Origin of the sequence: Thermotoga sp. KOL6 (assembly GCF_002866025.1) — a bacterium.
GTDB lineage: Bacteria > Thermotogota > Thermotogae > Thermotogales > Thermotogaceae > Thermotoga.
Genome location: NZ_LNDE01000001.1, coordinates 402,782 through 428,941 on the forward strand (window position 1 = coordinate 402,782; position 26,160 = coordinate 428,941).

27 protein-coding genes and 1 pseudogene are annotated in these 26,160 nt (G+C 40.8%); 13 read left to right on the forward strand and 15 right to left on the reverse strand.

The features are described 5' to 3' along the window. The first annotated feature begins 10 nt into the window (after positions 1-10). On the forward strand, positions 11-394 hold the full coding sequence (locus tag AS005_RS02040; protein ID WP_101510020.1) for a hypothetical protein: 384 nt from the start codon (positions 11-13) through the stop codon (positions 392-394). Here the strand turns inward: AS005_RS02040 and AS005_RS02045 are convergent. Genes AS005_RS02045 through murB form a run of 12 tightly spaced genes read right to left on the reverse strand, consistent with a single transcriptional unit; the run spans position 376 to position 11,016 of the window. Beyond that, on the reverse strand, positions 376-2,154 hold the full coding sequence (locus tag AS005_RS02045) for an LTA synthase family protein (RefSeq protein ID WP_101510021.1): 1,779 nt from the start codon (positions 2,152-2,154) through the stop codon (positions 376-378). The two genes, AS005_RS02040 and AS005_RS02045, sit on opposite strands and share 19 nt — an antisense overlap. A 2-nt stretch (positions 2,155-2,156) precedes the next feature. Then, entirely contained in the window at positions 2,157-3,899 is a 1,743-nt protein-coding gene (locus AS005_RS02050) for a peptidyl-prolyl cis-trans isomerase (protein ID WP_101510022.1), read from the reverse strand. Continuing rightward, positions 3,896-5,404 (reverse strand): lysine--tRNA ligase, encoded by a 1,509-nt coding sequence (lysS, locus tag AS005_RS02055; RefSeq protein ID WP_101510023.1) that lies wholly within the window; start codon positions 5,402-5,404, stop codon positions 3,896-3,898. The genes AS005_RS02050 and lysS overlap by 4 nt, the downstream gene beginning before the upstream one ends. Before the next feature lie 13 nt (positions 5,405-5,417). Further along, entirely contained in the window at positions 5,418-5,888 is a 471-nt protein-coding gene (gene greA, locus AS005_RS02060) for a transcription elongation factor GreA (protein ID WP_101510024.1), read from the reverse strand. Further along, positions 5,885-6,355: a transcriptional regulator NrdR gene (gene nrdR / locus AS005_RS02065; protein WP_101510025.1), complete on the reverse strand. Its 471-nt coding sequence runs from the start codon at positions 6,353-6,355 to the stop codon at positions 5,885-5,887. Before nrdR ends, greA begins: the two co-directional genes overlap by 4 nt. Then, on the reverse strand, positions 6,352-7,227 hold the full coding sequence (whiA, locus tag AS005_RS02070) for a DNA-binding protein WhiA (RefSeq protein WP_101510026.1): 876 nt from the start codon (positions 7,225-7,227) through the stop codon (positions 6,352-6,354). The genes nrdR and whiA overlap by 4 nt, the downstream gene beginning before the upstream one ends. Before the next feature lie 4 nt (positions 7,228-7,231). Beyond that, positions 7,232-8,176 carry a YvcK family protein gene (gene yvcK, locus AS005_RS02075; RefSeq protein ID WP_101510027.1) on the reverse strand — a complete coding sequence of 315 codons (945 nt, stop codon included), beginning with the start codon at positions 8,174-8,176 and terminating at the stop codon, positions 7,232-7,234. Between the two features lie 2 nt (positions 8,177-8,178). Next, positions 8,179-9,024, reverse strand: coding sequence for an RNase adapter RapZ (gene rapZ, locus AS005_RS02080; protein WP_101510028.1), 846 nt, complete (start codon positions 9,022-9,024; stop codon positions 8,179-8,181). Positions 9,025-9,029: 5 nt separating this feature from the next. Beyond that, on the reverse strand, positions 9,030-9,287 hold the full coding sequence (gene zapA, locus AS005_RS02085; protein ID WP_101510029.1) for a cell division protein ZapA: 258 nt from the start codon (positions 9,285-9,287) through the stop codon (positions 9,030-9,032). After that, complete coding sequence (locus tag AS005_RS02090) at positions 9,265-9,531, reverse strand: hypothetical protein (protein ID WP_101510030.1); 267 nt, start codon at positions 9,529-9,531, stop codon at positions 9,265-9,267. The genes zapA and AS005_RS02090 overlap by 23 nt, the downstream gene beginning before the upstream one ends. Before the next feature lie 25 nt (positions 9,532-9,556). Continuing rightward, the gene (locus AS005_RS02095; RefSeq protein WP_101510031.1) at positions 9,557-10,132 is read right to left on the reverse strand and encodes a YigZ family protein; all 576 of its coding nucleotides are present in this window, start codon (positions 10,130-10,132) and stop codon (positions 9,557-9,559) included. After that, complete coding sequence (murB, locus tag AS005_RS02100) at positions 10,114-11,016, reverse strand: UDP-N-acetylmuramate dehydrogenase (RefSeq protein WP_101510032.1); 903 nt, start codon at positions 11,014-11,016, stop codon at positions 10,114-10,116. The genes AS005_RS02095 and murB overlap by 19 nt, the downstream gene beginning before the upstream one ends. Positions 11,017-11,070: 54 nt before the next feature. Between murB and rlmN the strand changes: the two genes are divergently transcribed. From rlmN to rpe, 4 genes are read left to right on the forward strand one after another with little or no spacing between them, the layout of a single operon-like run. Beyond that, a complete protein-coding gene (rlmN, locus tag AS005_RS02105; protein WP_101510033.1) occupies positions 11,071-12,102 on the forward strand; it encodes a 23S rRNA (adenine(2503)-C(2))-methyltransferase RlmN in 1,032 nt (343 codons plus the stop codon). Continuing rightward, the gene (locus AS005_RS02110; RefSeq protein WP_233186203.1) at positions 12,060-12,713 is read left to right on the forward strand and encodes a PASTA domain-containing protein; all 654 of its coding nucleotides are present in this window, start codon (positions 12,060-12,062) and stop codon (positions 12,711-12,713) included. The genes rlmN and AS005_RS02110 overlap by 43 nt, the downstream gene beginning before the upstream one ends. Before the next feature lie 3 nt (positions 12,714-12,716). Beyond that, on the forward strand, positions 12,717-13,598 hold the full coding sequence (gene rsgA, locus AS005_RS02115) for a ribosome small subunit-dependent GTPase A (RefSeq protein WP_101510035.1): 882 nt from the start codon (positions 12,717-12,719) through the stop codon (positions 13,596-13,598). After that, on the forward strand, positions 13,598-14,260 hold the full coding sequence (gene rpe / locus AS005_RS02120) for a ribulose-phosphate 3-epimerase (RefSeq protein ID WP_101510036.1): 663 nt from the start codon (positions 13,598-13,600) through the stop codon (positions 14,258-14,260). Before rsgA ends, rpe begins: the two co-directional genes overlap by 1 nt. Here rpe and mutS read toward each other — a convergent pair. Together mutS and AS005_RS02130 are read right to left on the reverse strand one after the other, a co-directional pair. Then, positions 14,229-16,613: a DNA mismatch repair protein MutS gene (gene mutS, locus AS005_RS02125; protein WP_101510037.1), complete on the reverse strand. Its 2,385-nt coding sequence runs from the start codon at positions 16,611-16,613 to the stop codon at positions 14,229-14,231. The two genes, rpe and mutS, sit on opposite strands and share 32 nt — an antisense overlap. Continuing rightward, positions 16,610-17,044, reverse strand: coding sequence for a GNAT family N-acetyltransferase (locus tag AS005_RS02130; RefSeq protein WP_101510038.1), 435 nt, complete (start codon positions 17,042-17,044; stop codon positions 16,610-16,612). Before AS005_RS02130 ends, mutS begins: the two co-directional genes overlap by 4 nt. A 65-nt stretch (positions 17,045-17,109) precedes the next feature. On the opposite strand from AS005_RS02130, the gene AS005_RS02135 reads away from it, so the two are divergent. The 3 genes from AS005_RS02135 to AS005_RS02145 are packed head-to-tail and all read left to right on the forward strand — an operon-like array spanning position 17,110 to position 20,296. After that, positions 17,110-18,285, forward strand: a complete 1,176-nt coding sequence (locus AS005_RS02135) for a hypothetical protein (RefSeq protein ID WP_101510039.1) — start codon at positions 17,110-17,112, stop codon at positions 18,283-18,285. A 3-nt stretch (positions 18,286-18,288) separates the two neighbouring features. Next, positions 18,289-19,155, forward strand: coding sequence for a DMT family transporter (locus AS005_RS02140; RefSeq protein ID WP_101510040.1), 867 nt, complete (start codon positions 18,289-18,291; stop codon positions 19,153-19,155). Then, a complete protein-coding gene (locus AS005_RS02145; protein WP_101510041.1) occupies positions 19,133-20,296 on the forward strand; it encodes an amidohydrolase in 1,164 nt (387 codons plus the stop codon). The genes AS005_RS02140 and AS005_RS02145 overlap by 23 nt, the downstream gene beginning before the upstream one ends. 6 nt (positions 20,297-20,302) lie before the next feature. Here AS005_RS02145 and fabG read toward each other — a convergent pair whose 3' ends face one another. After that, on the reverse strand, positions 20,303-21,043 hold the full coding sequence (fabG, locus tag AS005_RS02150; RefSeq protein ID WP_101510042.1) for a 3-oxoacyl-[acyl-carrier-protein] reductase: 741 nt from the start codon (positions 21,041-21,043) through the stop codon (positions 20,303-20,305). 95 nt (positions 21,044-21,138) lie between these two features. Between fabG and AS005_RS02155 the strand changes: the two genes are divergently transcribed. From AS005_RS02155 to AS005_RS02175, 5 genes and pseudogenes are all read left to right on the forward strand, one after another. Continuing rightward, positions 21,139-22,188 (forward strand): metallophosphoesterase, encoded by a 1,050-nt coding sequence (locus tag AS005_RS02155; RefSeq protein ID WP_233186204.1) that lies wholly within the window; start codon positions 21,139-21,141, stop codon positions 22,186-22,188. Positions 22,189-22,241: 53 nt separating this feature from the next. After that, positions 22,242-23,360, forward strand: a complete 1,119-nt coding sequence (locus AS005_RS02160; RefSeq protein ID WP_101510043.1) for an alanyl-tRNA editing protein — start codon at positions 22,242-22,244, stop codon at positions 23,358-23,360. After that, entirely contained in the window at positions 23,351-24,145 is a 795-nt protein-coding gene (locus AS005_RS02165) for a Rossmann-like and DUF2520 domain-containing protein (protein WP_101510044.1), read from the forward strand. Before AS005_RS02160 ends, AS005_RS02165 begins: the two co-directional genes overlap by 10 nt. Further along, a pseudogene (panB, locus tag AS005_RS02170) lies at positions 24,111-24,924 on the forward strand (3-methyl-2-oxobutanoate hydroxymethyltransferase). Before AS005_RS02165 ends, panB begins: the two are co-directional and overlap by 35 nt. Next, positions 24,921-26,144: an S-layer homology domain-containing protein gene (locus AS005_RS02175; RefSeq protein ID WP_101510045.1), complete on the forward strand. Its 1,224-nt coding sequence runs from the start codon at positions 24,921-24,923 to the stop codon at positions 26,142-26,144. Before panB ends, AS005_RS02175 begins: the two are co-directional and overlap by 4 nt. The last annotated feature ends 16 nt before the right edge of the window (positions 26,145-26,160 follow it).

The window sequence follows — 26,160 nt, forward strand, 5'->3', positions numbered from 1 at the left end:
AGGGATTTAAATGCTGAAACTAGAAGCTTCCTTTTCCACTATAGAGAAGATCGTCTTGAAAAGTACCGAAGGAATATCTCATTTTTCGCTGTCAAAGGATGAAGAAAGCATAATAGTGAAATTGAAACATGGATCTTTTCCCTTTTCCATATCTCTAAAAGTGAAGGTCCTTTCAACTCAAAAAAAACCAGAGGATCCAGTTATTCTAAAAGTAGGTATTCCTTCCTTCTTGATGGATATGTTCAAACAAAGATTGGAAAGAGAAGGATTAGAGATCTACGGCAACGAGATCTACATATACCCAAGGAAGATATCGAAAATTTTCGAAGATCTTATTGTCTCACGCCTAGAAATAGGGGAAGAGAAACTCATTGTTTATCTTGAAGAAGTATGAATTTGTTCTTCGGCAGCGAGGGGCTCGCAATTCCTGAGTATGAAATATTTGGAAGCTTCTATCTGTTGAATAGCTCTCACGTATCCATCCAAGCATTCTACGTAATTTCCGCCTTCCCCTGTTTTTTTGTTCAGGTAAAAACTCTTATCCAGTCTTCCATCCCACGAAACTATGAACACCCGTTCATCATCTATAAAAGAACCGTCCGGAACGTGATATCTTAGCGCCACAAATCCATGCTTCGTGTTCAAAAGATCTTGTCCCATGAAAAATCCTTCTTTGTACTCTATTCCCAAGATGTTCAAAATCGTGGGGAGAAAGTCGATTTGGCCTCCTACCGTTTCGACAACACGATGAATGTTGCTTCCCGGTACATGTATAGCAAAAGGAATATTGAGTGCTATATCAAAGGAGTATTCTTTACCTAGAAGCTTGGGCATGATTGATTTTACTTCCCGATTGAATGGATACAGTCCTGCATGGTCTCCATACAATATGATCACTGTATTGTCATACAGTCCAGAGCGTTTGAGTTCATCCAAAAAAATTCCGAAAGCTTCGTCTGCATAATGAACAGACTGAAGATAGTGACCAACAATTGTATCCCTGATTTCCTCTGGGAGATCCAATTTTCTGTGTTCTTCAGGTATGACAAAAGGAGTGTGACTGGAAATTGTAATCAAGAAAGCGTAGAAAGGTCTGGGGAAGTTTTTTAGCCTTTCCATTGACTGCTTGAAAAAAGAAACATCAGCCAATCCCATTCCAAATATTTCATCCGGCTTGAAATCCTCGAGACTCACAAATTCGTCAAACCCGATGTGTTTGTAAACTTCTTCTCTGTTCCAAAACCAAGCAACGTTTCCATGGAAAGCGATTGTGTGGTATCCGTTCGCTTTCATTATTTTCGGGAGTGTTGGAAGTTTTATGACGGGATATTCTTCGTAAACCACCGAGTCTCCTAAAGTATGAAGAGAAGTGTTAACAACAAACTCCGCATCTGCTGTGTTTCCACTTCCAACCTGCTGATAGCACTTCGAAAAGTACAGTGTATCGTTGTCTCTCAAAAAAGCGTTTATATTTGGGGTGATTTCCTGACCGTTTACTTCGAGACCAACGAGAAAATTCTGTAAAGATTCCATCTGAACAACTATTATGTTTTTCCCTCTCGCGATCCCGAAGAATCTCTCATGAGAGGATACAGGATTCTTTTCAACGATCGGTGAGCCGGTGTTCTCTTCCTTTTTCTTCTCCGAGAAGAAAAGATCGATTATATCTTGAAGGTGATAGTCGAACACACCGTATCTGTTGAAAACAAACTTCGAATCCAAACTCTGAGAAGTATGAATGGCACCAATAAAAACGAAGGAAAGAACCAAAGCTCCAATAAAAGGAAGGCCGAACTTTTCTCTTCTGGTTTCTTTAAAGAAAAGCCAGACGAACGGAAGATCCGCCAGGAAAAGAAGAGAATAAAAGTCGATGAAATACTTTATGTCTCTTCCCATTTCTCCCACTTGTGGAAGAAGGGTAATCGCCGTTATGGAAGGAAGATTTCCAAAATTTTGAAAATACAAGTAATCAATAAATAGCAAAATGGAGAGCACAGTGTATAGAAGTCTGTGCCCTCCTTTGAAAACCAAGAAGAGAATCGAGACCCACCCGATTGTACTAAAAACGACAGAAATCCCAAAAGAATTAAGTGTTGAAACGTAGAAAAGAACTAATTTTACAGCGAGAAGTATCATCAAAAAATAACCATTCATTTTCACTCACCCGTTGTTGTAGAAGGAGTAGATTCTTCAGTTTTCAATTCTTCTATAAGCGATTCCACCTTGTTGTAGGCAGACTCGTAATCCATGAAATTCGGATCGATTTCTTTCATCTCGTCGAGGTAAAGTTTCGCGGACGTAGGATCCTTCAATGCCACACTCATATCATAGAGCATGTAGTAAGAATCCAGTCTTATATTGGTAGCAGCGTCCGTCGCGTTGGCAACGGTGTAAAGCCCAAGCATAACTCTGAAAATCTGGTTCGTATCGTAACTACCGATTGATAGGTACGGTTTTATCTGGTTGTAAAGATTGGAATAATAGTTGTATCTGATGTTTATATCGCTGGGATTCATTTGATACGCGTACTCGAGAACATATGTGGAAGACGGATAATTTTCATAGAGATAATTCACAACCGCTCTTTTTCTCTCTTCTAACAGCTTCTTTCTGTTTTCTATCTCCGTTTTCCTTGATTTGATCTCGTTAATTGTGAGCTCTCCATACTTCTTTATGAGGTCCTCGTCTGGTCTCTGAGACTTTTCGAGAGAATCCTCATATTGAGTCAATTCTGTCATCTCTCTTGTGAGATTTTGGAGTTCTGTATCGACTAGTATCACATACAACGCTTTTAGTTCATCCGGTGTTTCCTCTACAAGTGTGTTGTTCTCAAAAAGAAGTGTACTCAAGTTCTCAAAAAGATTTTCCTTGTTTTTCAAATATTTCCACCAATATTCCAAGGATTTGTCATTGAACTCATAAGAAAGATTTTCCGATTTCATGAATTCTTCCAACCACTTCTGAAACTTCTCGTGTTCAAGCTGTGTTTTTACTTCATTGTATGCATCACTGTTTTGGAACACATCGTAATCGGAAAGTACGGAAGAAGTCTTTACTTTGAAGACGTACCATTGATCCAAAAAGTTGAAAGGACCAACAATCGATCCTGGAGTCGCACTGAAAAGAACGGCATCGATCTCATCTGGGAAAATACCTCTTGAAGCGTTGGAGAAAGGTTGGACTGTCAAACCTAAAGCCGAGGCCGCTTCATCGAAACCTAGCTCTTTCGCTCTGGATACAAATTCTTGAGCGGTTGAAGTACTATCGAACGAAATAGCTTCCAAGTCCACCTTATCGTATTTGTTCTGAAGAGTTTTCTTGTTTTCTTCAAAGTATTGCTTTATTTCTTCTTCTGACACTTCCCCAACTGTCTCTTGTACCTTCTTCACGGTGAGTTGAATACGTATCTGTGGTTCTAGATAATTTTTTTCATAGTTCGTTAGACTTCCATACTTCATCTTTATTTGATTGAGTTGATTTTGATCTTTCTCTATCGCGGCTATAACGTTCTTAACTTCCTGCTTCACTTCTTTGTCGGAAGGCTTCAAACCACTTTTTTCAGCATAATAAAGCACCACCTTCTGCTGAAGAAAAACATCCGCTATCAGGGCTTTGAGTCTAGGCTCTTCAAAAAGAGGATCTAAAGAGGTGAGCCTGTATGAACTCAGCAAGTTGGAATAATAATCGTTGACCTCCCAAGGCATAAGCCAGTATGTGGGATTGTCAAGAGCAGTACCATCCTTGGTGATGTAGGCGAGACTTTGGTCTATGGTGTAATTCGCTCGACTTCGTCCACTCCTCAAGTTTATTGCTACAGACCACCAAATCATTCCCACAACGAAAGCTATGGCTATTACCCAAATGATAACTCCCTGCCATTTTTTCATCCACCTTCTCATTCTTCGATCCCTCCTTCAAACTCCGCTTCTTCTTCTTCGAACTTTTTGGGTTTAACTAGAGGGAAAGGAATGATATCCCTTATCGTAGGGGAATCTGTAATGAACATGAACAATCTATCGAGTCCTATTCCTAACCCCCCAGTGGGCGGCATACCGTACTCTAATGCTCTCACGAAATCCATGTCCATCATGTGAGCCTCTTCATCACCTTCTTCCCTCATTCTAGCTTGCTCCAAAAATCTTTGGTACTGATCTACGGGATCGTTCAATTCACTAAAGGCATTAGCGATTTCTCTTCCAAATATTATAAGTTCGAAACGCTCTGTGAGCCGAGGATCTTCGCGATGTCTTTTGGCAAGAGGAGAGATCACCACTGGATGATCGATGACAAACGTAGGATTCACTAGTTCTTCTTCAACGATATCCCTGAGCTTATCTATCAAATGGGCCCTGTTCTTGATTTCTACCTCCACTCCATGCTCTTCCAATTTTTTCAAAAGAACCTCATCTCTATCTTCTAAAATGTCAACACCAAGTTTCTCCTGTAAGAATTCTCTCATTCGTACTCTTTTCCAAGGAGGTGTAAAGTCGATCTCTTTACCTTGGTAAACGACTTTCAAAGTCCCACAGGTCTTTTTCACCACCTCCACTATCAATTCTTCTGTGAGATCCATCATATCGTTGTAATCAGCGTATGCTTGATATATTTCAACGCTTGTGAACTCTGGACTGTGCTTGTACGATATCCCTTCATTTCTAAAATTCTTTCCTATTTCGTAGATTTTTTCAAACCCACCGACGATTAACCTTTTGAGATAAAGTTCCGGCGCTATTCTTAGATACATATCGATATCAAAAACGTTGAGATGTGTTACAAAAGGTCTTGCTTCAGCACCTCCCGTTACATAATGGAGTATCGGTGTTTCCACTTCCACAAAACCTCTGCTGTTTAAAAATTCCCTGATTATTTGAATAGCCTTGAATCGCTTCCTAAAACGTTCAATGGCTTCATCGTTAACAATCAACTCCAGATATCTCTGTCGATATATGATTTCCTTGTCCTTGATTCCATGCCACTTTTCTGGAAGAGGACGCAACGCTTTGCTCAAAAGAACATACTCCTCAACATATATCGTCAACTCTCCTGTTTTACTCTTAAAAGGAAAACCCTTGACCCCTATGAAATCCCCTATTTTCACGTGTTTTTTGAAAAGGTTCATCTTTTCTTTACCAACGGTATCACTTCTTATGTAAGATTGTATTCTTCCGGTATCATCCTTCAAATGAAAAAAAGCAGTTTTTCCATGGTGACGAACTGACATTACTCTACCGGCAAAACTTAATTTTTCGTTCTCTAAAACCTCTCCAGCTTGAAGATAATCATACTTTTCCTTTATTTCGCTAGCTGACATCTCCTTGACAAAACGATAGGGATAAGGGTTTATTTTCATAGAACGGAGTTCTTGGATCTCTTTGATTCGTTGTTCTTTGAACTCCTTGAGCACAAAATCACCTCCGTCACTTGCTTGCTATCGCTATAATTTGATATCTCTGTACACCACTTGGCGCTTTCACCTTTACAACGTCTCCAACCCTTCTGCCGAGAAGACTTTTCCCAAGAGGGGAATCCGAACTCAGTTTTTGAGAGAAGAAATCTGCTTCCTGGGGTGTGACTATTCTGAATTTGTGCTCCTCACCAGTATCCAGATTCTTGACGATCACCCATTTTCCCAATGTGACTTCATCTCCTTCTTCTGAATCTTCTATGATCTCTGCATTGCTCAGAATTTGCTCGATTTCCATGATCCTACTTCCTACACGACCTTGTTCGTTTTTCGCAGCTTCGTATTCTGAATTCTCAGAGAGATCTCCGAGTTCTCTAGCCTCCTTTATTCTTTCGGAAATCTCATACATGAATTTCCTTTTCAATTCTTCAAGCTCTTGTTTCAATTTTTCATACCCTTCACGCGTAAGACGGATCTTTTTCATTTTTCTTTGCCCTCCTTCTCCTTTTTGAGTTCTTTCACAATTTCTAGGAACTGATCAATTTCTCTGAAATCACGATAAACCGACGCAAACCTCACATAAGCGACTTGATCCAACCTCTTGAGTTCTTCCATAACCAATTCACCGATTTTTTTCGTCTCCACTTCAAAAAGACCTTCTTCTCTCAGTTTCAAACAAATTCTGTTCACTGCTTCTTCGATTTGTTCGTAGGTAACGGGTCTTTTCTCACAAGCTTTTATCATACCATTTTTTATCTTGTTTCTGTCGAATTTTTCCCTTCTTCCATCCTTTTTTATCACGAGCACGGGAGCTTCTTCGTACCTTTCATAAGTTGTGAATCTTCTCCCACACGCAACACATTCTCTTCTTCTTCTGATAGCAGCTCCATCGAGCGTTGGTCTTGAATCCAAAACCCTTGTATCCATAGACCCACAAAATGGGCATTTCATTTTACATCACCAAACCTTTCAGCCATTTTTATTATTCTTTTCAATTTGGAATACAATTGAGATTTTGTTAGATTCAATCTCTTACCTAGCTCTCTTAAGGAAAGTTCCTTGTTCCTCAATCGAGCCAATGCTACTTTTCTGAGATCTTCAGGAAGCTTGTCTAATCCGATCCTTTTTTTCACTAACTCTATCGCCTTTATCTGACGAGCGGTACTTTCTGCTGTTCTAACGGCGTTAGCCTCTATAAAGTTCACCGTCCTGTTCACATCACTTATTACCTTTCGTTCGGTTACAACTCGTTCTATCTCCTGAAGCTTCCTTTGCACACCGATTATCTCTAGAAAGACACCAATATCTTTTATCGACTTTATGTAAAGCTTATGTGCATTTTGAAGTTCTAAGATACCGGCTTTTATGTTAAAATATTTTTTCAAATGTTCTTTTGTGGATTCCAACACACCTTTTTCGAAAAGATTGATTTCCAAATGATAATGATACCTGGGATCTGTCATCGAACCTCCACTGAGGAACAACCCTCTTAGAAAAGAAGCGAACAATGCTACATCCGAAAACGGATCCACCATCATAAAACTTTCCGAATACTCACTCACAACTTTTATAAATCTTTTTTTTATATTGTGAGTTCTCTCCACAACTATTTCTAAAACAGGTACGGAGAGATGTTTCAGTAAATTCAAAAGCCGCCTTGAGGCGGCAAAAGAATGCAGAGAGAAAATGAGTTGCCTCCTTTTGAGATCGAAGTCGCCTCTCGACTTTATAAAACCGAGCAATTCAGCTCTAATTTCATCTTTGGTTCCAAAAGGAGCCCTCACAAGCTCCTCCTTCACTTCTTCAGAAAAAGTTCGACTCAAAGGTTCACCACCTCGAAATCCGCTCTATTAAGCTTGCCAGTTTCAAAGGATCGTGTCTCACTTTTTTTCTCCCGTCCGATGGATCGACTATTTCAATCAAAAGAGGTTCAGCAAGCACAACGTTTTGGAGATTCTCTACGTCTATTTCAACAAAATCACTGCCCTCATTCTTGTAACTTTCCAAAACTTCTGATGAGGGCTTCCTCGTATTTATTATCACAAAATCGACACTCTTTCCAAGATACTTCTCAAGTTCTTTCACGTGATCTGATACCCTGTATCCTTTTGTTTCTCCGGGTTGGGTCATCAGATTGCATACGTAAATTTTTTTAGCCTTTGAAGTTGCGAGCGACTCCCTAACACCATCTACTAGAACGTTCGTTATGATACTGGTATAGAGACTACCCGGTCCAAAAATTATCATCTCAGCTTCAGAGATGGCTTCAATCACTTCTGGAAGAGCTTTTATAGGCTTGTCAAGACGAACTTCCTCTATTTTCTTACCTTTCTTCACAATGTTCATCTCACCGATGACTTCTTCTCCATCATCGAATTTTGCCACGAGCCTCGCATGTTCTTCACTCACGGGTAGAACTCGACCTTTTAAAGCCAAAACTTTCTCTAGAGTCTTTATAGCCTCTGAAAAACTTCCTTCGATTTTCGTGAGTGCCGCTATGATAAGATTACCCAAACTGTGCCCCTTCAATGAACCTTCTGAAAACCGATAATTCATCAGTTTAGCCAGTAGATTCTCATCCTCTGCAAGTGCCACAATGTTGTTCCGCACATCCCCGGGCGGTGGTACGTTCAGTTCTTTTCTGAGCTTTCCGGAACTTCCTCCTTCATCTGTAACAGAAACAACAGCCGTTACCTCGAAAACAGGAAAGTGTTTCAATCCCTTTAGAAGAGTAGAAAGACCCGTTCCTCCTCCAATCGCAACCACTTTCATATCTACACCTTCTCTAAATCCCTATGTTTTTCAATCACCGAAATCCCTTCCTCTTTCAACATTTCCGATACTCTATGGGCGATATAGACAGATCTATGTTTACCACCTGTACACCCTATCCCTATTGTAACGACCCTCCTTCCGGTTTTCTTATACTCTTCTATCGCTACTTTCAATACCTCAAAGACGCGTTGAATGTATTTCTCAACGATAGGGTAATTTTTGAAGTATTCCTCAACCTCCCTATCTAGTCCTGTTTTCAGAGAGAGAGCGGGTACATAATGTGGATTCGGTAGAAAACGGGCGTCGAATATAAAATCTACGTCCATGGGTGTTCCGTATTTAAAGCCAAAACTCACTATTCTGACAGAAATCTTACCTGAATGGTTCATGAGCGATTGTGCCAATATTTCTCTCAATTGATGGGTATTCAATTTCGTCGTGTCCACAACAAGATCTGCTATTTCCTTTATGGGTGAAAGCACTTCAATTTCCTTCTCTATAGCTTCTTCTAAACCTATTTCCTCCCTTTGGAGAGGATGCCTCCTTCGTGTCAAAGCGTACCTTCTTAAAAGTTCTTCTTTTGTAGCCTCTAGAAATAAAACAAGAGCGTTGGTTGTTTCTTTTATTTTCTTTATCGTTTGAACGGGATCACCAAAGAGCTCACTCCGCACATCCACCGCTATGGCCATCCTTTCGAGATCAGAACTCATGAAGAGGCGCAAAAGCTCTTCTAAGATATTCCCTGGAACGTTATCAACACAAAAATATCCTAGGTCCTCCAAGAAACCCATAGCAGTTGTTTTACCTGCTCCAGAAAGTCCGGATACAACTACCAACCTTTTCAAAGCTTTTATTCACCGTCCTTCAAAAACTGTGAAAGTTTTTTCTTCAAGTTCCTAACTTCTTCCAGCATTTTCATGTTTTCCAACACGGTGTTTGCAAGCATAACAAAAAGTATGTAATCCATTCCCACTTCGTCAACAAACTCTTCGTACCGTCTGAAATCCTTCTCTATTTTCTCAATGGTTTTTCTAACAACTTCTGTATCCTCATCCGTAACCAGACTATAGGTCCGTTTTCCAAGCTTAATCGTTACTTTCTTCTTCATCTTCAATCATCCCCTGATTTGTAGTAAAAGAAAGAAATCTTTGAATCTTTTCCACCAAGGTATTGAGGGAACGTTTGTGATGCTCTATTGTTTTCTCAAGTTGCCTCTTTTCTTCCTCGAGAGAAACGACCTTTTTGTTGAGAGTTTCTATCTTTTCCCATAGCTCTTTGTTCTCTCTCTTGAGATTTTTGTAATCTTCGATTATCGCTTCGATCATCTTTTCCAGTTCTTCGAGCTCTTTCACGATACTCCCCCCTTCGATTCATTCACTATATTAACACATCCCGAACATCTTTTACCTCTATTCCTTCTGGGATTTTGGCACCATGAAGTAACAGTCTCACACCTTTTTCAGTATAAGTTGTTTTCACGAGATCCAATCCTGCGGTTTCGATCATTCTAAAAATATTGTTCAATTCCGAATAAGAAACCTCCACTTCGAACTCCTTTACAAGACTCAGATTCCTTATTCTCGACCCTTTCACGGCGAGTTCTGCAGCGAGGGAATAAGCTTCTATGAGCCCTCTCACACCCAACTTCACACCACCGAAGTACCTCGTGACAACGATGGCAACGTTCATCAGATCGTATTTTTTTAAAACCCCAAGGATAGGTCTTCCAGCCGTTCCACTAGGTTCTCCATCATCCGAAGAATGCTCTAAAATACCGTTTGTCGAGTAAATACGATAAGCCCAGCAGTTGTGAGTTGCATCTCTTCTCGATACCATTTTCAGTTTTTCCCGGAAGTCCCTCTCACCTTCCACCGGGAACGCCGTAGCATAGAATTCCGATCTTTTTATGTTTATTCTCTCGCTGTGAAAATCCGTCACCGTTTTCCATTCCACCAGATCTCTACCTCCGTTTCCAAATCAACACCATATTTTTCTTTTACTTTCTTTTTCACCACCTCTATCAAACGCATCACATCATTAAAAGTGGCATCCCCAAGGTTCACGATAAAACCTGCATGTTTCTCTGAAATCTGCGCGTTACCGATTTTGTAACCTTTCAATCCAAGAGATTCTATAGCACTACCAACGTAAAAGTCTGGTCTTGGACGCTTGAAAACACTGCCGGCGCTTGGAAGGTCAAGGGGTTGTTTCTCCAAACGACGTTTGAGAAAATTCATCATTTTTCTCCTTATCTCTTCTTTCTTGTCTTTTCTGAAACGCATCATAACACGGGTAATGATCACTTTTTCCTTTTTGAAGGAACTATCTCTGTAACCAAAAGATATTTCATTTTTTGAGAGCCAATATCTCTTTCCATCTTTCAAAACCTCAACTGCTTCAACGAATTCTCCAATCTCTCCGCCGTAGGCTCCAGCGTTCATGTACACAGCTCCCCCCACACTTCCTGGAATTCCGTAAGCAAACTCGAGCCCACCAAGCTCTGCTTCCATTAGAAAAAGGCACAATCTTTTTAAAGGAGTCCCGCACTCTACCGTTACTTTCCCTCTCTTTATCTCTATCTGGTTGAGTCTTTCCGTTTTCAAGACTACCATTTCAAGATCCTCGTCTTGAACCAAAAGGTTGGTTCCCAGTCCCATTATTTGAAAAGGGATATTGTTTCTCAGTAATCTTACAACCTTTTCCAGTGAAAGAACGTCGTTAGGAAGGGCAAGGTACTTAACTTTGCCTCCTATTTTTATACTCGTGTGACAGGAAAGCTTTTCAGATGTTTTCACATCACAACCTGATTTGAGAATGTCCACAAAAAGTTTATCCAAAACAAGATCCCTCCTAAACAAATATAGTATAATTTCAAACTGGGAGGTGTTGATTTGAAAAACTTACTCGACTTCTCTTACGAAGAGCTGGTCAACGAAATCACACGTCTAGGTTTAGAACGATATAGGGTAGATCAAATTTTGGATTGGGTATACGACAAAAAAGTGAACGATTTCGATGAGATGACGAACTTATCCAAGAAACATCGTGCGTTGTTGAAAGAGTACTTCGCTATTTCTTTTCTAAAACTCCTAGATAAGAGGGTATCCAAAATAGATGGTACCACTAAGTTCCTCTGGGAACTCGAAGATGGAAACACTATAGAATCTGTCATGCTTTTTCACCCCGACAGGATAACAGCCTGCATATCAACACAAGTCGGTTGTCCGGTGGGTTGTGTGTTCTGTGCCACCGGTATGAGTGGTTTTGTTCGGAATCTCTCGACAGGAGAAATTGTAGCTCAGATTTTATCCATGGAGAAAGAAGAGAGGAAGAAAATTGGGAATGTTGTCTACATGGGAATGGGAGAACCACTGTTGAATTACGAAAATACGGTAAAAAGTATAAGGATACTCAATCATAAAAAGATGGGTAACATAGGGATTAGAAGGATAACTGTTTCTACCGTCGGTATTCCGGAGAAGATCGTCCAGCTAGCCGAGGAAGACCTCGATGTGAAACTCGCCCTTTCTTTACATGCACCAACAAATTTCAAGAGAGATCAGCTTGTACCGTTGAACAGAAAATATTCGATCGAAGAAATCTTGAACGCTTTGAAAATTTATCAGAGAAAAACGGGGAAGAGAGTGACTATAGAGTACGTACTTATAAGAGGAGTGAACGATGAGATCAGCGACGCCAAGAAGCTTGCTGAAATCCTCAAGAATTTGAAGGTGTTTGTGAATCTAATACCTGTGAATCCGACCACGGAGACTATGAAGAAACCTTCAAGACAGAGGTTACTAGCCTTTAAAAGGATACTCCTCGAAAACGGTATAGAAGCCGAGATTAGGAAAGAAAAGGGTAGCGATATTGAGGCCGCTTGCGGACAACTGAGAATAAAAAGAAAATTTTCAATGCCATGAAGACCTTCTTTGGAATAGTAATAGGATTCGTAGCGGGAGGGTTATTTTTTCTTTTTGTAATCAAACTCTATCAAGATCAATTCGTAACAGTTCCCGATGTTACGGGGCTTTCTGGAACCGAAGCTTGTGAAAAGTTGAAAGAATTTGGTTTGATATGTGATAAGGTTGCTTCTGGTACTGTTATTGACACGTACCCTCATCCGGGATCCAAAGTAAAAAAAGGAAGAACCGTGAATCTATATTATGAAAATCCTTTGAAAAGAATCATTCCACATCTTTCGGGCATAAAACTTTCGGTAGCGGAAGAAATTTTGAAGAAATCAGGTTGGAAATACGAAATAATATATTTTCCATTCGGCGAAGAAGAGAGCAAAGTGCTCGCAATTTATCCGACGGAAGGAATTCCTCACAATGGAACCATTACCCTTTTGGTGGACACTGGAAAAAAGGACACGTATTTCTTTGTTCAGAACTACGTCGGGATGAAGTTTGAGGAGTTAAAAACGGAGGATCGCTTCATCTTTATTGGAAGAGGAAGTCGTGTTGTGGGGCAGTATCCTCCTCCAAATTCTATAGCAAAAGAAGTAATTTTGATACTCGGGGAGGAGTAAAGCTTGCGTAGAACAGGTGTAGTGGTGAGCTTCCATTCCAATATGGTGACAGTTGAAGACGAAAAGACGGGGGAAAGACTCCTCTGTAAATTGAGAGGAAAATTTCGTTTACAGAATCTGAAGATCTACGTTGGTGATAGAGTGGAATACACACCGGATGGTACGGGATCCGGTGTAATAGAAAATGTGTTCCACAGAAAGAATTTACTCGACAAACCTCATGTTGCAAACGTGGATCAGGTAATCTTGGTTGTCACGGTGAAAATGCCTGAAACTCCAACCTACATAATCGATAAATTTTTGGTACTCGCTGAAAAAAACAGTTTGGACACGATCATTGTCATTAACAAAATGGACCTTTACGATTCCGAAGATCTCAAAAAAGTAGAAGAGCTGTATAAAGTCTATTCAATCCTCTACCCAATTGTGAAAACCAGCGCAAGAACAGGATTGGGCATTGACGAGCTAAAGGGATATTTGAAAGGGAAAATAAGCACAATGGCCGGCCTTTCAGGTGTGGGGAAGAGTAGCTTGCTCAATGCGATCAATCCTGGGTTGAAACTTAGAGTGAGTGATGTTTCACAGAAGCTGAAGAGAGGTCGACACACTACAACCTCTGCCCAGCTTCTCAAATTTGATTTCGGTGGATATGTAGTCGATACTCCAGGCTTTGCAAACTTGGAAATAAGCGACATACCAGCAAATGAATTGAAGTACTATTTCAAAGAGTTTGAAAGCAGGCAGTGTTTCTTTTCTGACTGTAATCATGTGGATGAACCAGGCTGTGGAGTAAAAGAAGCCATGGAAACAGGAGAAATAGCAAGGAGTCGTTACGAAAATTACGTAAAAATGTTTTACGAGATTCTAGGGAGGGGGAAGAAGTAATGATAAAGGTAGCCGCCTCTATTCTTGCTTGCGATCTTGCAAGACTCGCAGATGAAGTCAAAAGGGTAGAAAAACACGTGGACATGATACATTTCGATGTCATGGACGGACACTTCGTTCCCAATATCTCCTTCGGTCTCCCCGTTCTTAAAGCTTTAAGAAAGGAAACCAAACTACCGATAAGTGTACATCTAATGATCACAAATCCAGAAGATTATGTTGATCGTTTTATTGAAGAAGGATCAGACATCATAGCTGTTCATTACGAAACAGCACCGCATCTTCACAGATTGGTTCACAAAATAAGAGACATGGGGGCACAAGCTTTTGTTGCCATCAATCCACACACGCCTGTTTTCCTTTTATCTGATATCATAATGGATATCGATGGAGTGCTCGTAATGAGTGTCAATCCTGGATTTTCCGGCCAGAGATTCATAGCGAGGAGCCTAGAAAAGATAAGGAATCTACGCAAAATGGTGAAAGAACTAGGTTTAGAGACAGAGATAATGGTCGATGGTGGTGTAAACGAAGAAAACGCTTCTATACTCATAAAGAACGGGGCCACTATTCTTGTTATGGGATACGGAATTTTCAAAAATGAAAATTACGTGGAATTGGTGAGATCCATTAAACAGGAAAGAGGGGAATTTGCTGATTAAACTTTTTCTTTTCCCTCCTCTTTCCATCATTCAGCTTGAAATTCTTTTCTATGATTTCTAGTGCTCTCTTTATAACGTTATCTGGAATACCGGCAATTTTGGCTACCTCAATTCCGTAGCTTTTGTCAGCCACCCCATTGACAACTTTATGTGTGAATATCACCTTGTCTTTCTCTTCCTTAACGAGGATAGTTTTGTTTTGAACTTGAGGGAAGCCCTTTTCAAGGTCCGTTAGTTCGGTAAAATGGGTTGCGAACAAAACTTTACAACCTCTCGAAATCAGTTCTTCTGAGATTGCCCAGGCAATACTGATTCCATCTTGGGTACTAGTTCCTCTACCTACTTCATCTAGTAACACCAGACTTCTTTTGGTAGCTTTCAGAAGAATCAACGCCATTTCGTTCATCTCGACGAGAAAGGTACTTCTGCCACCCGCAAGATCGTCTCTGGCACCCATCCTTGTGAAGATTCTATCAAATATCGGAAGAACAGCTCTTCGCGCGGGCACAAAAGAGCCAATTTGTGCCATGAGAGCTATCAATCCAATCTGCCTTATGAAAGTAGACTTCCCACTCATGTTCGGTCCAGTTATTACTAGAAATCTTTTCTCCTCATTCATGTACACATCATTTTCCACAAAATCTCTTGTGAATCTTTCGACAACAGGATGTCTTCCTCCCTCTATCTTCATTTCATTCTCGGAAAATTGAGGTCTTGTGTAACCATAAAGTATGGCATCATAAGCCAGAGTGGAGAGAGCATCTATTTTTGCAAGTTCATCAGATATGTTTAAAAGAGTTTCTTTATGTCTTTTTACCTCCTCACACACGTTTTTGAAAAGTTCTCTTTCCAACTCCTCAACCTTCTCTTTTGCAGCCATTATTTTTGTCTCAAACTTTTTCAGTTCTGGAGTTACAAATCTTTCCGAATTCACAAGTGTTTGCTTCCTTTCGTAATCATCGGGCACCTTATCCAAGTTGGCTTTCGTCACCTCGATGTAATAGCCAAAGACTTGATTGTACCCTACTCTCAACTTCTGTATCCCTGTTCTTTGCCGTTCTTTCTCCTCAAATTCTTTCAATTTGTCCTCAGAGTGTTCGAGAAGATCCCTATATTCATCCAGCTCTCGCGAAAAACCTCTCCTTATAACCTTCCCTTCGCCGGGGTTTCCTGTAGGATCATCTTCTATCGCCCTTTCCAAAAGATCGAGAAGATCTTTCGGGAACACCAGCTTATGCAAAGAAACAAAGGTAGAAATCTCTTCGTTCAGTTTCGGTAGAACTCTCAGAGTTTCCCTCAATGATACAAGATCTCTTGGAACAGCTCTGTTGTATTCTATCCTCGCAACGATCCTTTCAAGATCTCTCACATTCGAAAGCAACTCTCTTACTCTATCCAACTTGATCCTATCTTCTTTAAACCTTTCAACGATGTCGAGTCTCTCCTCTATCCTGTTTCTGTCAACGAGGGGATGTAAGATCCATTTTTTTAAAAGTCTCGCTCCCATAGCAGTTTCTGTGTGATTCAAAACGTCAAACAGGTTTTTTCCCTTTTCTCCGGGAACGAGAGAAAGATTCTCTACAGTTGCAGAATCTAAAAGCATAAAGTTCTTTTGAGACATGAGAACCGGTGGTTTCAGGTTAGGATTTTCTGTTATCATCGTGTACTTTACGTATTTTATTAACGCTGAAAGTGCTTTCAGAGATACCGCTGAAAGCTCAAAATGGTGAACATCTTCTACACCATACACCTTTTTCACTTCTTCTTCCGGGTTGGAGAAATACCAATCATCGATCACCTCGATATAAACACCTGGGAACCTTTCTCTGAGATCATCTACCAACTCTTTGGGACAGATTATCTCAGAAATGGAATAGGCCTTCATTAGGTCGAATACTTCTTGTTTATCAGTGTTCTCGTGCACCAACACTTCTCCGGTTGAAACATCGCAGAAGACGGCGCAATATTTGCCATTTTCGAATATGAAGACAGTCATATAGTTGTTCGTCTCTGTAAGAAATTCATCCTCTACTAGAGAACCAGGAGTCACAACTCGTGTAACTTCTCTTCTGATGAGCTTCTTAGATTTGGAAGGTTCTTCCATCTGATCACAAATAGCAACTTTGTATCCTGCCTCGACAAGTTTTTTCAAATAAGTGTTCAACGCATGATGAGGTATACCCGCCATAGGAGCATCTTGTCGTTTCGTTAGAACGATATTCAAAACCTTGGAAACCGTGTGTGCGTCTTCGAAGAACGCTTCGTAGAAATCTCCTAATCTGAAGAGAAGTATGGAATCTTTGTAACGTTCCTTTATCCTCAAGTATTGTTCCATGAGAGGAGTTATTTTCATCCTCCCACCACCTTCACCATCTTCACGTGCGGGATGTTCGCTTCGTAAAAAATATCACCTACCACCGTGTAACCAAGCTTCTCATAGAACCCTTTCACTCGTACTTGGGCGTTCAAAACGATTCTTTTTGCTCCTCTGGTCACAATTTCCTTCTCTATCTCTTTCATCAAATGTCTTCCATATCCCTTGTTTCGTTCTTCTTTGAGAATAGCCACACGTTCTATTTTAAAAGTATCCCTGTCGATCTTTCTCACTCTAGCAACTCCCACGAATTTTCCGCTGGTTTCTAAGAGAACGTGTAATGCCTCTGAATCTTTCCCATCCATCTCATCTTCCTCGGATACACCCTGCTCCTCTATGAAAACCTTCCTTCTTATTTTCAACGCTTCCTCAAAAAGATCCCTATTCGATTCAAAGAAAATAATTCTCATCTGTATCACCTCTCAAGATATTTTAACCCTAAGTGGTAGAATTTCCAGGTAGGGGGTGAGATACCATGAGGATTCTGTTGATTGTTTTAGTCATTTCCGGTACAGTTTTCTCTTCTCCCATATTGCTTCTTTTCCAAAATCAAGCGATTCTCATGAACCATGTGAAAGTAAACGGAATTGAAACGTTTCCTTTACCTCATGATTGGAGTGTGATGGATGTTCTCGGAGCGGAATCTTGGTACACAGAACCTGGCGAAAAGGTTGATTGGGAGGAAATTGTAAAAGGTCGTCTCGTGGAAATAGCAGACACCCCTCCTGATAAATGCGAGGTAGTGAGTCTTTCCCCTATCATCTTGAAAAAAGGTACAAAGCATTATTTTTACAACACATCTTTGAGAAAATGGTTAGTTTTTGATTACAGCCAAACCAGGAATGTAGAGGCAAAACTCGTTGTGAAAGCTCGAGGTGAAGTGACCGTTCTTCTTCAGTCTAATGGAAGCTGGAAGGCAGAATACTATCTCTTCGAAAGAAATCTTATAGGGAACGTCTTCCTGAACATTTCTAATGTGGAGAAAGCAGATGTTTTTCTTGTGTCTAGACCAATGACTGAAGAAGGGGGAAGAGTAATGTTCGCCAAAAGTAATTTAGTAGGCGAATCATTTCATGAAGAATTTGAAACAAACGAAGTAAAAATCTTCCATGTGGGTGAAGTAGAAGATATCAAGAAACCTCTCACGGTAGAATTTATATCAACCTCGATTTCCAATATAGATGAGTACTATTTCTACAGTTTTGGCGTGAATGAGGGAAGCTTTGGATTTCAGAAAAGCACTTTTATGAAGAAATTCAAAACTCCCACGGATCTCCCTGGTGGGACCGTAAATGTGGTCTCGAAAGTTTCGGGGGTGGACTTGATCATAGGAAAAACACAGATAAGCGATATCGCAAAAGATGCCGAAATAGAACTTCCAATTGCATCTTCTTGGGATGTTCGTGTCAGAGGTGAACTTGTTGAAGAAAGAGAATACAAAGATCTTCACGAACGCAGTTGGAGGGTGATCGTTCAGAATCTGAAAAAACGAGAAGTAAAGGCAAAGGTGATAATTCATGGAAGAGAACTCGAGATAGTCAAAAGTTCTCTCAAGCCATCTAAAGTCATGTCCGATATGATCGTTTTTGAATTGAATGTTCCGTCATCTTCAGAAAAGACATTCGAATTTACCGTGAAAAGCAGGTGGTAAAAATTGGTAAAGGCAATCCTGAGTCTTCTTTTTGTCACGTTCATATGGGGAGCCACGTTTCCACTTCAGAAAGTAGCATTGGAGGGAGTGTCACCCACTTTTTACATTGCTTTGAGATTTTTCATCGCCGCTTTCCTCTCCCTCCTTTTTTTTGGGAAAGGAAACTTCAAATACGGAATCATTCTTGGAATAGTTCTTGGAGTGGCATACACCACTCAAACCTGGGGGCTCATTTTGACTACCTCTACGAAAAGTGGTTTCATCACATCGTTGTACATTGTTTTCGTTCCCGTTTTTGCTTATTTCCTAGAGAAAGAGATTCCCACACTCTTTCAAATTTTCTCGTTTTTGATAGGAACATCAGGACTCTATTTAATCTCCGGAGGAATAGGAAACTTCAATTTGGGAGATCTTCTGACAGTTTTCTGTGCGGTGAGTTTTGCACTTCATCTCGTGTTGGTGACAAAATTTTCAAGACTCGTTAGCGAGAAAGATCTTCTTTTTCCCCAGTTTCTTGCAGTTTCTATCTTTGGTTTGATATTGAATATTTTCTTCAAAAACTGGAAGATTACCCCTGCCGCCACTGGAAGCGCTCTATTCACAGCAGTTTTCGCCACAATTCTTGCGATATACCTTCAAGCAAAGTATCAAAAGAAGATCGGTAACAATGTCTCGGCACTCGTTTTTCTCGGTGAACCTGTGTTCTCTGCTGTTCTCTCCTACTTCATCCTGGGAGAAACCATGTCACGAAAACAATTTTTTGGTTCGTTTCTCCTTCTGACTTCCATATTATTCTCAAGTCTTGAACGTGTTAAAATAGTTCGTAGTACGAACCAAAAAGGGAGGGATGGATGTGAAGACGTTACTTAAAGGTGCTACAATCTTTCCCATCACTTCGAATCCTTTCAAAGGAGACATTTTGATCTCGAACGGAAAAATAGAAAAGATTGGGGAAAATATTCAAGATCCAAACGCGGAAATCGTCGATCTAACAGGAAAGTTTCTCTTTCCCGGTTTCGTGGATGCTCACTCACATATCGGTCTTTTTGAAGAAGGAGTAGGCTATTACTATAGTGATGGAAACGAGGCAACGGATCCTGTAACTCCCCACGTGAAAGCACTCGATGGTTTCAATCCCCAGGATCCTGCCATTGAAAGGGCATTGGCAGGTGGAGTCACCACCGTTATGATCGTTCCTGGAAGTGCCAATCCGATAGGAGGTCAAGGGAGCGTCGTAAAGTTTAAGTCCATCATTGTGGAAGAGTGCGTTGTAAAAGATCCAGCAGGACTGAAGATGGCGTTTGGTGAAAATCCGAAGAGAGTATACGGTGAAAGAAAACAACAGACTCCCTCAACTAGAATGGGAACAGCAGGTGTGATAAGAGATTATTTTATCAAAGTGAAGAACTATATGAAGAAAAAAGAAATCGCCGAAAAAGAAGGAAAGGAGTTCACTGAAACGGATTTGAAAATGGAAATAGGTGAATTGGTGCTGAGAAAAAAGATACCTGCCCGGATTCATGCACATCGAGCAGATGACATACTCACCGCAATCAGAATAGCGGAGGAATTCGGTTTCAATTTGGTAATAGAGCATGGAACCGAAGCGTACAAGATCTCAAAGATACTGGCTGAAAAGAATATACCCGTCGTTGTTGGTCCACTCCTCACATTCAGAACGAAGCTGGAACTCAAGGATCTAACAATGGAAGTCATAGCAAAACTCGTGGAGGCTGGAGTAATGATCGCGTTGATGTGCGATCACCCTGTGATACCTCTCGAATACGCCACTGTTCAGGCAGCTACCGCTATGAGATATGGCGCAAGAGAAGAAGACCTCCTGAAGATTCTCACAATAAACCCAGCCAAGATCCTTGGCCTGGACAACACAATAGGATCAATTGAAGAAGGAAAAGATGCAGATTTGGTTGTGTGGAGTGATCATCCATTCAACATGAAATCGAAAGTTGAAAGAGTTTTCATCGAAGGGATGGAAGTGTTCAGAAGATGAGGGGCCTCAAATTGCGAGGCCCCCATCCACTACGATGACTTGTCCTGTGATGTAACTCGATTCATCGGAAGCAAGGAAAAGATACACATTAGCAACTTCTTCTGGCTTTCCAAATCTCCCAAGAGGAATTTGAGACAGTGTTGCCTCTCGAATTCTTTCCGGGAGTTTTTCGGTCATAGGTGTTTCTATGAAACCAGGAGCAACCGCATTCACTCTTATGTTCCTCCCCGCAAGTTCTTTTGCCCATGTTTTCGTCATACCGATAACTCCCGCCTTTGTGGCCGCGTAATTTGTCTGCCCTGCATTACCGTGGATTCCCACAACAGAGGAAGTGTTGATAATGGTACCACTTCTCTGTTTTATCATGTAAGGAACCACAGCTTGGGTAACATTGAAAACTCCTTTCAAATTCACACTTATCACCGCATCCCAATCTTCCTCTCTCATTCTAACAAGAAGAGCATCTCTTGTGATCCCGGCATTGTTCACCAGCACGTCAATACGGCCGTACTTTTGAACAACTCTTTCCACGACTTCTTTTACTTGATCCCTGTTTGTTACATCAAGAAGGTAGGGATCCACTTTTCCTGAAAGATCTTGTGCTTCATCAACAAGTACGTCGAGGTTCTCTTTGGAAACATCGCACGCTACGACAATGGCACCTTCCTGAGCGAAGAGGAGGGCTGCTGCCCTTCCTATACCGCTTGCGGCACCTGTAATCATGCACACTTTTCCTTCGAGCCTCATGTGAACACCTCCTACAGTGTTTTCTAAAATTGTACCATGCTTTTTTGATTAAAAAATGGGGAGTATAATTTATTTTCAGTGAGGAGATGAAAAAAATGAAGACATTTTTGACAATAACAGCACTTGCTATGATTGTGATATCCGGTTTGAAATTCTTAGACACCTATTTTTTTGTCGTTTCGGAAAAAGATTTGATATACAAGACCATTCAGAACGTGGAGAAAGAACAATTAGGAGATGAATTCACTTTTATCGTCTTCGGTGATAACAAAAATTCTGTTTCAACCTTTTCTAAGTTGATAGATGCGGTGAATAAAGAGAAAGCGATTGCTTTCGGTGTTAACACAGGTGACATGGTTTTCGATGGTTCCATGTTTAAATGGCAGCTCTACCTGAAGCAATTAAAGAGATTCAAAATTCCAGTTTTTCATGTCCCAGGGAATCACGATCTAGCAGACCATCCAGAGAACTATATGAAGATCTTCGGCCCTCTTTATTATTCTTTTCAGACTGGAAACTCTTATTTCATTGTGGTCAACAATGCCAATGAAGACATCGATGCGTATCAACTAGAATGGCTGAAAAATGAACTGGGAAAATCGCAATCTTGGAGATACCGTTTCGTTTTCATGCACGTACCTATATTCGACCCGAGGGTAAAGAAACAACCTGGCCATTCTATGAAGAATCTAAAGAAGGCTCAAGATCTCTTGAGTCTCCTAAAAAAGTACCATGTTACCAGAGTCTTCGCCGGTCACATCCATGGTTACTTTGAGGGAGAATGGGATGGTGTTCCATACACAATAACTGGAGGGGCCGGAGCAGAACTTTTCGGAATCGATCCTGAACACTACTTTTATCATTTCATAAAAGTTCACGTTACTCCAGAAAACGTGAGCTACGAAATAATAAAACTACCCACTCCCGATTTCAACATAATCGACAGGACAATTCATACCTTTTGGATATACACTTATTCTTTTGTGCTCCAGAATTACTGGATAGTACTTTTAGGAACCAGTCTTTTCCTGTTGAGTGCTGTTGTAGTATCTGGTAAAGAGAGGGAATTATTCGAACACTTGATGAAAAGAAAAATCGTCAGATTTGTTGCGAGAATCTGGCGCCTTCTCGGAAATCAAAAGTGATAAAGAATTAAAATTATAAAAATACTCAACTCGATTTTTTATCAAGAGGGAGGATGAATGTGAGAACGATAAAGATCGAGAGAGTGGTAATGGAGAAAGAAAAAACGATAGCGATCGCGAAAGAAAGTCCTTTTTATCCTGATGGGAAAGGCGGTCAACTGGGAGATAGAGGGAGAATTGGACCGGCAAATGTGATCAAGGTGAAAGAACAAGGAAAATACATTCTTCACTATCTGGATGCCCCGATCGAACCGGGTGAGTACGAGTACGAAATAGATCTCTCAAGGAGAAAAGATATCGCTTGCCAACATACCGCTCAACACATTCTTTCTGCAGCTTTTTTGAAGGTAGCTGATTTAGAAACGGTGAGTTTTCATATGGGGGAGGAGATTTCAACTATCGTTTTAAACGCTCCTTTCGTTTTAGAAGAGGTTTTGGAAGAAGTGGAGGATCTCGCGAACGATGTAGTAAGAGATTGTGAAAGAGTGGAGATCTCGGAGCTGACTTACGAAGAAGTGAGTGAGCTGAACCTTAGGAAGTTACCAATGGTTAAAGGAAAAATTCGAGTGGTGAAAATAGGGGATTTCGACATCACAGCGTGTGGTGGCTTCCATGTGGAAAACACGGGTGAAATCGGTTTGATCAAGATCATCGATTCTGAAAAAGTTAAAAGGACATTTACCAGAGTTTACTTCGTTGCGGGGAAACGTGCCTTGAAAGATTACAAAGAGAAAGATAGGATTCTAAAATTGCTGAGCAAAATACTCACTACATCATCTCAGGAATTGGTGAAGAGAGTGGAGAACCTTTTAAAAAGTGTGAAAGAAAAGAGCACAAAACTTGACAAACTCTCAGAAAAATATGCACAGCTTCTTTCCAAAACGATAAAACCAGAAAAGATAGGACGTTTCGACTTCTACTTTCTCAACAAAGTAGAAGAAGGAAAATTTCTTCCCAAGTTTCTTGCCGATCAAGAAAACGCCGTGATAGTTCTGGAGTATCCGGATCACATCGAGATAGTCTCAAACTGGGTGGATTGCAGGGAGATTTTCAAAAAGGTGAAAGAGAAGATGAACGTAAAAGGCGGAAGTGGTCAGAAAAGAGCTGCGATGTTCGTAGATTCCCCAGAAAAAGCCGTGGAAGAAATCAAGGAGATACTAAGATGGTTCTGAATTTTGTAGGAACTGGGAACCTCACGAGATTTTTTATAGAATGTTTGAAAGAACAATTTGAAATTGGATACATTCTATCTCGTGATCTGAGAAAGGCGACAAACCTTTCCAAAACTTGTGGTGGTCATCCCGCCACAATTGACAACCATCCAACTATGAGCGGTGTTGTTTTCGTGATAGTACCAGACAAGTACATAGAAGATGTTGCGAAACATTTGAAAATGGGGGATGCTGTACTCATGCATTGTTCTGGTTTTCTCAGCTCGGATATCTTCAAAAGAAAAAAGAGGGCATCCCTCCATCCAAATTTTTCTTTTTCAAATCTCAAAAAAGCCCTTGAAATGAGGAAGCAAATCATTTTTGGAATCGAAGGGGACGAAGAAGGAGTCGCCACTGCCATCGAAATTGTGAAAGCGATATCAGGAAAATACCTGCTGATTCCATCAGAGAAAAAAAAGATGTACCATCTTGCTGCTGTCATCGTGTCGAACTTCCCGATAGCTCTCGCTTCCATCTCCAAAAAGATCTACTCTCTTCTTGGAATAGAAAAACCGGAAGAACTCATTCATGCTCTCATGAAAGGAGTCGTTGACAACTTAAAAGAGATAGGTGTAGAAGGTGCTTTGACAGGGCCCGTAAAACGCGGTGATTGGGAAGTGGTTGAAGCAGAAAGGATGGTGTTTGAAAAGATTTTTGGAAGTTATACCCTTTACGACGAAATCGTAAAAATTTTGAAGGAGGTGGCAGGTAGTGAACGTGATGAAGTTAAAAAAGATGAAAGGTAAAGAAAAAATAGTGATGATTACAGCATACGATGCTCCTAGTGCTAGAATCGCTCAAGACGCTGGAATAGACATAATACTGGTTGGTGATTCCCTCGGAAATAACGTTCTTGGGTATAAAGATACAATACCTGTTACCATGGAAGAGATGCTAATCCACGTTGCCGCTGTGAGAAGAGGAGCACCAAATGCTTTCATAGTAGCTGATATGCCGTTTCTCTCTTATCAAATTTCGATGGAAAAAGCTGTAGAAAATGCTGGAAAATTCTTGAAAGTAGGAGCAAACGCGGTTAAGATAGAAGGTGGAGAGGAATTCGGTGATTTAGTCCAAAAACTCGTTGATTCCGGAATCCCTGTGATGGGTCATATTGGACTCACCCCACAATTCGTGAACCGCTTTGGAGGTTACAGAGTCCAAGGAAAGACAGAAGAAAGTGAGGAATACCTCCTTAGAAGTGCCAAAGAGTTGGAGAAAAGGGGGGCGTTCGCTATCGTTTTGGAACTTGTGGTCGAAAGAGTGGCTAAGGAGATCACTGAAAGCATTGCCATTCCCACCATAGGTATTGGAGCAGGTAGATTCTGTGACGGGCAAGTTCTCGTTTGGCATGATCTTCTAGGAATGAATCCAGACTTTTCCCCTCGGTTTTCCAAGAAATATTTAGATCTTTATTCTGTCATTCTAGACGCACTCCAAACTTTCAAAAAAGAGGTAAAAGAAGGATCTTTTCCATCAGAAGAACACATATTCACAGATAAATCCTAAAGGAGGTGTATGTTCATGAGAAAATTCCTGGTGATAGTCCTAATACTCAGTGCACTCATCGGTATCTCACAACAGTTCAAAGATGTTCCAGTGAACCACTGGGCTTATGAGGCGGTAACAGAAATGGCAAAACTCGGAGTACTCACCGGTTTGCCGGACGGTACCTTCCAAGGAAATTCTTACCTCACAAGGTATCAAGCTGCCGTCGCTTTCTACAGGCTCTACAACATTCTCAAACAACCATCTGCAAATATTTCTGGGCTCATAAACAAAGTCAGTACCCTCGAAGATCTCGTGAGCACCGCTTTGATGAAAGTGCAGAATCTTTCTGACAACTTTGGGGGAGTTACTTCCGATCTTGAGACTCTCAAGAACGATGTTGCGAACTTGAAATCCACACTCGTTGACCTCAAGAATCTCAGAATGGAAGTTATGAGTCAGGTTCAGAGTCAGTCCGATAGTATCAAAGAACTCGACAGCAAAGTTGGTGAGGCACTCTCTCGAATTGCCGCTTTGGAGGCCAAATTTGCTGAAGATTACGTCAAAAAGGATTACGTTGACTCCAGAATATCTCAAGTCATGTCGAAATTGAATGATCTTGAACAGAAAACACTGGCAGTTGAGAAAAAATCTACAGATCTCGAAGAACTCGTTGTGAACACAACAACTTCTTTGAAAGCTTACGTCGAAGATACTCTTAAGTCGTACACGAAGACTCTCGATCAAAAACTTTCAGAAGTATCTGCCACCCTCGACAAAAACAACACCATTCTGTCCGGTGAAATCGGGAATCTCAAAGTCCTCGTCTCCAAATTTCAAAGCGATCTTGAATCTCTGCAGAAAACAGCGAAAGCACTTGATGCTCGCGTGAGCGTTCTCGAGGGACAAGTCACTACCATTAACAGCCGCATGGAAAATTTGGAAAAGAGAGTTGCACAAGTTGAGTCCACAGCCGAAAAAGTGACTTCTCTCGAAAGGAATATAGGAGCGATCACCGCAAGGGTCACCAAGATAGAAGAAGAAGTCCAAAACCTCAGTCAGAGCAACACTGAACTCTCTCAAAAAGTCGGTGATGTTGTCTCTTCCAAACCTTGGATGGAAGACGTCAACAGCGTGAGTGCAACTCTCAGCAAGAAGATTTCCGACGTACAAACCATGGCACTGGCAGGAGTTGCCATAGGAATTTTGGGAGTGATAATAGGATTTGTAATGAGCGGCAGTACGAGTGGTGGCGGATGATACATGCTTAATTAAG